This is a genomic window from Aquidulcibacter sp. (assembly GCF_020253525.1).
In the GTDB taxonomy this organism is placed as follows: Bacteria; Pseudomonadota; Alphaproteobacteria; order Caulobacterales; family Aquidulcibacteraceae; genus Aquidulcibacter.
The window spans coordinates 64,794-72,328 of the sequence record NZ_JADCBK010000046.1; the positions used below are offsets into that span (position 1 = coordinate 64,794).

Sequence of the window (7,535 nt, forward strand, 5' to 3'; positions counted from 1 at the left end):
AAGCGTCCTGAATCAGGCGGCGAAAGTGGCCTGTCTGGACGCATTCGTCCAGCGCTCTAATACAGACGACAACATGGCCGGGTCGAGGGGCTTGGTAATGAAGTCGTTCATGCCAGCATTTTTACAGGCGCGGCGGTCTTCTTCCATGGCTGCCGCCGTCAAGGCGATGATCGGCATCTCCAAGAAGCGACCACCCAAAGCCCGGATCGCCCGGGTTGCTTCAAACCCGTCCATCACCGGCATATGGACATCCATCAAGACCAGATCATAAGGCGCGTCTTGCACCGCTGTCAGCGCCTCGGCCCCATTGCCAACAGCTACGACATGGCAGCCATTGCGCACCAACAGCGATTTGGCCAAAAGCGCATTGATCGGATTGTCTTCTGCCAGAAGAACACGCAAGCCGATTGCAATCGGCGTGGTATCGGCGCGCTCGTCATTGGCCACCACAGGACGTGTATCGACGCCTTCGCCAGCGGCCAAGGCCACGCGCTCAATCAAGGAGGCGATACGAAGGGGCTTAATCAAATAGCCGATCGCACCCTTAGCACGATAATCATCAATCAGGTCGCGGCGCTCTTGCGGGATCAAGGCCACCACCGGGCTTGCGCATTTCAGCCACGGCGCGGCTTGTACCGTATCGGTATGGTGATCCAGCAGGATCACGCTGGCTTCTTTGGCTTGGCGCGGCGTTTCAACCCGCTTGACCAATGCCCCTTCATCTTCAAGCGCCAAGCTCAAAGCCTCGACGAGAAGTGTTGATTGGCTTTGGATGGCGATGGTTTTGCCCGTCAAGCGCTGGCTGCGCGTGGGGGCGGGTGTGACGGTCTCAAAAGGAATGTCGATCCAAAACACGGTGCCGCCACCGTCTCGATTCTTTAGGCTGACGGTGCCGCCCAAAGCGGTGGTGAGTTTCTTGACGATGGCCAGGCCAAGGCCCGTGCCGCCAAAGCGGCGCGAGTGCGAGGAATCGGCTTGCTGGAATTCGTCAAACACGCGCTCCATCTTATCGGTCGGGATGCCAATACCGGTATCTTCCACGCTAAAGCGCAACTGGTTGACGCCTGTCGCCTCTAGCCGCAGCAAGACACCGCCCTCTTGGGTGAATTTCACGGCGTTGGAGGCCAAGTTCAAAATGATCTGGCGTAAGCGGCCATCATCGCCTGCCACTTCCACCGGCACATCGGGGGCAACGACCAGCACGATCTCAAGGGCTTTTTCATGCGCGCGTGGCGAACAAAGCTCTGCGACCGACTGCAGCGTTTTGGCTGGATTAAAGACCATGGTCTCCAGCTCAATCTTGCCGCTTTCGAGCTTGGCATAATCGAGAATATCATTGAGGAGTGCCAGCAGATGTTGACCGGAATCGGTAACCGCTCCCAGCCAGGAGCGCTGGGCGCTGGTCAGCTCACTCATAGCCAACAGGCCCGCCATGCCCAAAATCCCGTTTAGAGGGGTACGGATTTCGTGGCTCAAGGTGGCAAACAACATCGTCTTGCCGCGCGCCGTCTCGTCCGCATCGGGGCGGAATAGGCCTAATTGGCTGCCATCTTCGCGCTCTTGGATGCTCCAGCCAAAGCGGGCCTCATACCAAGGGGCAAAGGCACCCAGCGCCACTTGGTCGCCAAATCGCTGCAGCGCAAGCGCATTTGCTTCTAAAACGCGGCCATTTTTGCTGGCGAGAATGGCGCAATCGGGCAAGTCGCTCAAAGCGAAGGTCATGTTCGTCATGCCCGCACCCTAGCAGAGAGGGGTTAAGGAATGGCTGCCCGAGTGCCCTGCGGCCTAGTTCGGCCAAACATAGGGATGACGGACATAGCCAAAGGCAGGCAAAGCCTCATTGCCGCGCCTAAAATCAAAGAAGGTCGCATTCTCCCAGTGCGAGCCTTTCCCCCACCGCGTCTTGCAGGAGGTGGAGACCCATGCAGGCTCCCAATAGACCACACCCACCCCGCCATGGCTGATCACGCCTTGGGTGAGGTCGACCAAATAGCGTAGCTGGCCTTCTGGCGTGGCGGGATATTGCTGGATCAATGTATCGGGCCCCAACAAATTGGCGGCCTCATCGGCCCCGTCATTCGTCCAAGGATAGGAGGTTTCAACCACAATCACTTTGGCCTGATAGGTGGCGGTGAGGCGGGCGATGGTCGCATTGAGGCCATCCAAGCCTTGGCTTGACCATTTCCGGTAATAGGACAGGCCGATATAATCAAAGTCAGTCACGCCCGCTTCGGCCGCTTTGGCAAACCAAGGCTCCGCATTTTCGGGCTGGGCGATATGCAACATGATTTTGGGCACCGTGCCGGTGGCCTTGCCCGCATCGCGTACCGCCTTAATCCCGGCGTTAAACAAAGCAGCATTGCGGACCCAATCGGTGGTCCGCGTTTCCCACTTCCAATCCTTCCGCCCCATCATTTCCTTATTGGTCTCATTCCCAACTTGGACCATATGCGGCATCAGACCTTCGCCTGCGAGCTTGGTCAGTGTGTCAAACGTGAATTGATAGACCGCAGCGGACAGGCCCCCTGTGGTTGGGATATTTTCCCAGGCTTTGGGGATCCATTGCTTGTCGCCATCGGCCCAATCATCGGAATAATGGAAGTCTAACAGCACCTTCTGCCCGCTCGCCTTGGCCCGACGCATCGAGCGGCGCACATCGTCGAATGTGCTGTAAGTCGTCCAGTCGGGATTATTCCACAGGCGCAGTCGCACCAGATTATGGCCGGTATCGGCAAACAGCTGATAGGGGTCTACCCGCTTGCCGCCTTGGCGAAAGACGGCCCCGCAATCTTCCATCTCATTCACATAAGACAGGTCTGCGCCAAAATAGAAGTCTGGATAGGTAGGGGCTTTGGCTGGGGCGGCAGCGCTTGTGCGCACCAGGCCGCTCGCGGTTAAAAGTCCAAGCCCTGCGGCCAGCGCCCGGCGCCGAGAAAAAGTCATGCAGCCACTCCTTGAAGTGGCTACATGACCATTCAATGCCTGACGGTGCAAGCAGATTAGGCGGCGATCAAACCACTCTCAAGGGCTGCCTTTTTGATTGCGGCTTGCATTTTTTCAAAGGCGCGCACTTCAATCTGGCGAATGCGCTCACGGCTGACGCCATATTGATCGGCGAGGTCTTCCAACGTCACCGGATCATCGCGCAGGCGGCGCTCGCGGATGATGTGCTGTTCGCGCTCGTTCAAGGTCGACAAGGCTTGATTGAGCAAAATCATGCGCTCATCATGTTCCTCGCGCTCTGCATATTCGGTCTCAGCGCTTTCTTCATCCGACGCCAACCAGTCTTGCCATTCCCCGCCACCATCTTCGCCCACGCGAACATTGAGGGAGGCATCAGGGCCCGACAAGCGGCGGTTCATCGAAATGACTTCGTCATTCGTCACCGCCAATTGGGTCGCAATATAGTCGACGTCTTCCGGCTTGAGGTCGCCTTCCTCAATCGCCTGCATTTTCGACTTCATGCGGCGGAGGTTGAAGAACAATTTCTTCTGCGCAGCCGTGGTGCCCATTTTGACCAAGGACCAAGACCGCAACACATATTCCTGGATCGAGGCACGAATCCACCACATGGCATAGGTCGCCAAGCGGAAGCCCTTTTCAGGGTCAAACTTCTTCACGGCCTGCATCAGACCGATATTGCCTTCTGAAATGACTTCAGCAACCGGCAAGCCATAGCCGCGATAGCCCATGGCCATCTTCGCCACGAGGCGCAGATGGCTGGTCACCAGCTTTTCAGCCGCGCCTGTGTCTTCATGCTCACGCCAACGCTTGGCGAGCATATATTCCTCGTCCTTGTCCAGCATTGGAAATTTACGGATCTCGGTGAGATACCGCTGTAGGCCAAGCTCTGGCCCAACATTAAGCGCGAGTGCGCGAGTCATACATCCACTCCCCAAAAGAATTACCCTGTTAGCCGGGTAATAGCAGGAGCGTCGGGGGCCGGGATTTACGTCCCGTTCCGGCGTTCGAGACTCCACTTAGGAGTGCGATTGGGCAAAATAAAGGCCTGACCTGATGAATGATTGGTAAGGTTTCATCATGCGTTGGATCAGCAGAGCTGATCCACCATGAAAAAGGGCCCTCTGACGCCGTCAGAAGGCCCTAATCTCGGTTTGATGGGGTGGTTTAGGCCGCGCGGGCCAATTGGCGCAGCACGAACTGCATAATGCCACCCGAGAAATAATAATCGAGCTCGTTGGCCGTATCGATCCGGCTGATGACGGGGGCGATTACCACCGTGCCATCGGCGCGGCGGATTTCGACTTCCATCTCTTTGCGTGGCGCGATGTCCTTAATGCCATAGATGGACACCATTTCATCGCCAACGAGATTGAGGCTGGCCCAAGTTACGCCATCGCGGAATTGGAAGGGCAGAACGCCCATGCCGATCAGGTTGGAACGGTGGATACGCTCAAAGCTTTCGGTGATTACAGCCCGAACACCCAAAAGATTGGTGCCCTTAGCTGCCCAGTCACGCGACGAGCCGGTGCCATATTCCTTGCCCGCAAAGATCACCAATGGCGTACCAGCATCCTTATAGAGCATGGCGGCATCATAGATCGGCATAACTTCGCCATCTGGCCAATGCTTGGTGACGCCCCCTTCAACCCCTGGAACCATTTGGTTCTTGATGCGGATATTGGCGAAAGTGCCGCGCATCATCACTTCATGGTGGCCACGGCGGGCCCCGTAAGAGTTGAAGTCAATGGCCGAGACGCCATTTTCGGTCAGGAATTTGCCTGCGGGGCTGGAAGCTTTGATCGAGCCTGCGGGCGAGATGTGGTCGGTGGTGATGCTATCGCCAAACAGACCCAAGACGCGGGCGTGCAGAATATCTTCCACACCTTTTGGCGTCATGGTCATGCCTTCGAAATAGGGTGGGTTGGCGACATAGGTTGATTTGGCAGGCCAATTATAGGTTTGCCCGCCCGAGACTTGGATCGCTTGCCAATTCTTGTCGCCCTTGAACACATCGGCATAGCGACGGGCAAACATCTCTGCCGTCACATATTCGCGCATGATGGCTGAGACTTCGGCAGAGGTTGGCCACACGTCTTTCAGATAGACGGGCTGGCCATCAGACCCCGTGCCGAGGGGCTCTTTATTGAGGTCCACTTGCATGGAACCTGCCAAAGCATAAGCGACAACCAATGGCGGTGAAGCCAGATAATTGGCGCGCGTGTCTGGATTGACGCGGCCTTCAAAGTTGCGATTGCCCGACAGGACCGATGCTGCCACCAAATCGCCTGCGACAATCGCCTTGGTGATTTCTTCGGGCAGGGGGCCGGAGTTGCCGATACAGGTGGTGCAGCCATAACCCACCAAGTTAAAGCCCATGGCGTCCAAGTCAGACTGCAGGCCAGATTGGGTCAGATAATCGGTAACAACTTGCGAGCCGGGGGCAAGAGAGGTCTTCACCCAAGGCTTTACGGTCAAGCCCTTGGCGCGGGCCTTGCGGGCCACAAGGCCCGCGGCAATAAGCACCGAAGGGTTAGACGTATTGGTGCAGGAGGTAATGGCTGCAATCACGACATCGCCATGGCCGAGGTCATGGTTGTGACCTTCCACGCCAACGCGCTTGGCCACTTCACCGGCCTTGCCAAATTCGCCTTCCAGCGCGGTCTTAAACGCGGTTGCCGCATCGGCCACCAAGACGCGGTCTTGTGGGCGCTTGGGGCCAGCGAGTGAGGGTTGGACGCTGCCCAAATCCAAGGCCAATTCGTCGGTAAAGACGGGCTGACCCGCATCATGCTTCCACATCATATTGGCTTTGGCATAGGCCTCCACCAAGGCAACCCGACCAGCATCGCGGCCGGTGGAGCGCAGGAAGTTGATCGTGTCTTCAGCCACGGGGAAGAAGCCGCAGGTTGCGCCATATTCGGGGGCCATATTGGCGATGGTGGCGCGGTCTTCCAAGGTCATGGAATCAAGGCCGGGGCCAAAGAATTCCACAAACTTGCCAACCACGCCCTTTTTGCGCAGCATTTGGGTGACGGTCAGCACGAGGTCGGTTGCCGTGGCCCCTTCTGGCAATTTGCCGTCGAGCTTAAAGCCAACCACTTCGGGGATCAGCATGGAGATGGGCTGACCCAACATCGCAGCTTCAGCTTCAATCCCGCCAACGCCCCAGCCCAAAACCGCCAAGCCATTGATCATGGTGGTGTGGCTGTCGGTGCCAACAACGCTATCTGGATAGGCAACTTCATCGCTGCCATCTTCGGCGGTCCAGATGGTTTGGGCCAGATATTCCAAGTTCACTTGGTGGCAGATGCCGGTGCCGGGGGGCACGACGCGGAAGTTCTTAAACGCGCTTTGGCCCCAACGCAGAAACTCATAGCGCTCCCCATTGCGGTCATATTCAAGATCGACGTTCTTCGCAAAGCTATCGCCCTTACCGGCATAATCCACCATGACCGAGTGGTCGATCACAAGATCCACCGGGATCAGCGGATTGACCTTTTCAGGGTTGGAGCCAAGGGCTGCTGCCGCATCGCGCATGGCGGCGAGGTCAACCACGGCAGGCACGCCGGTGAAGTCCTGCATCAAAACGCGGGCTGGGCGGAAGGCGATTTCGTGTTCGATCTTGCCCTTATTGTCCACCCATTTGGCGACGGCTTCGATATCGGCCTTGGTCACCGTGACGCCATCTTCAGCGCGCAACAGGTTTTCCAGCAAGATTTTCAAAGTCACGGGAAGTTTAGAAACATCGCCAAGACCATTTTTCGAGGCTGCTTCTAACGAATAATAGACATAGGTCTTGTCGCCGACAGTCAGAGTCTGGCGAGAATTAAAACTATTGAGAGAGGGCATGATAAGCCGTCCTTTGTTCGAGCGAGTTAATCATCACTGGATTGCCCTTAACCAGAGGCTAACAAGCAATCCAAGCTTCGCCCGCAAGGGTCGCGCGCTTGTGAGCGGCGTATCGACCGGCGGATTGCCACCGTGTCCGGCAGCGCCGCTGCTTTAGCGCGGAAATGGTTAAAGGTCTATGGCGGGTTTCAGGGCTTTGGGCAGATCGGTGGGGTGGCCGAACACAAGCCAATGTCATCCCCAATGGCGCCAGCCAATCGGGGACCTCTGAGCGCAAAGTCCCACAAGATCCCCGCTCTCCACTTCGTTTCGGCGGGGATGACGGTTTTTGGATTTCTTTTTATCTAGACGCGTTTTGGTGATCCTTCCGGTTCACCAAACCGCAAACTGAATTGTTCTTGCGACCTCTGGGTAGTCAAGTGCGCAGCTTTGCTGCGTCGCGACGCGATCCGTTTTCGAAGAAAACGGACACTTGACGACCCAGATGTCGCGCTCATGCTTGATGATCCATTTTGGTGAAACAGCGGGTCCACCAAAATGGGTCCAGATGGAAAATCTTAAAGCAATGTCATCCCGGACGGCGAAGCCGATCCGGGACCTCCGAGCGCAAACTCGCTGAGGTCCCCGCTCTCCACTTCGTTTCGGCGGGGATGACATTGTTGGGGGGAACTCCCCTCTCCCTCTGGGAGAGGGGACGGGGGTGAGGGCTTACGCAGCACCAA

Annotated in this window: 4 protein-coding genes; all 4 read right to left on the minus strand. The window is 57.0% G+C overall.

The window, feature by feature from the left end; translation table 11 throughout:
• Window positions 1-12 precede the first annotated feature (12 nt).
• Complete coding sequence (locus IOB61_RS06215; protein ID WP_290813763.1) at window positions 13-1,731, minus strand: ATP-binding protein; 1,719 nt, start codon at window positions 1,729-1,731, stop codon at window positions 13-15.
• 54 nt (window positions 1,732-1,785) lie between these two features.
• A complete protein-coding gene (locus IOB61_RS06220; RefSeq protein ID WP_290813766.1) occupies window positions 1,786-2,943 on the minus strand; it encodes a glycosyl hydrolase 53 family protein in 1,158 nt (385 codons plus the stop codon).
• Between the two features lie 56 nt (window positions 2,944-2,999).
• Complete coding sequence (gene rpoH / locus IOB61_RS06225; RefSeq protein ID WP_290813769.1) at window positions 3,000-3,884, minus strand: RNA polymerase sigma factor RpoH; 885 nt, start codon at window positions 3,882-3,884, stop codon at window positions 3,000-3,002.
• 244 nt (window positions 3,885-4,128) lie between these two features.
• A complete protein-coding gene (gene acnA / locus IOB61_RS06230; protein WP_290813772.1) occupies window positions 4,129-6,813 on the minus strand; it encodes an aconitate hydratase AcnA in 2,685 nt (894 codons plus the stop codon).
• Window positions 6,814-7,535 lie beyond the last annotated feature (722 nt).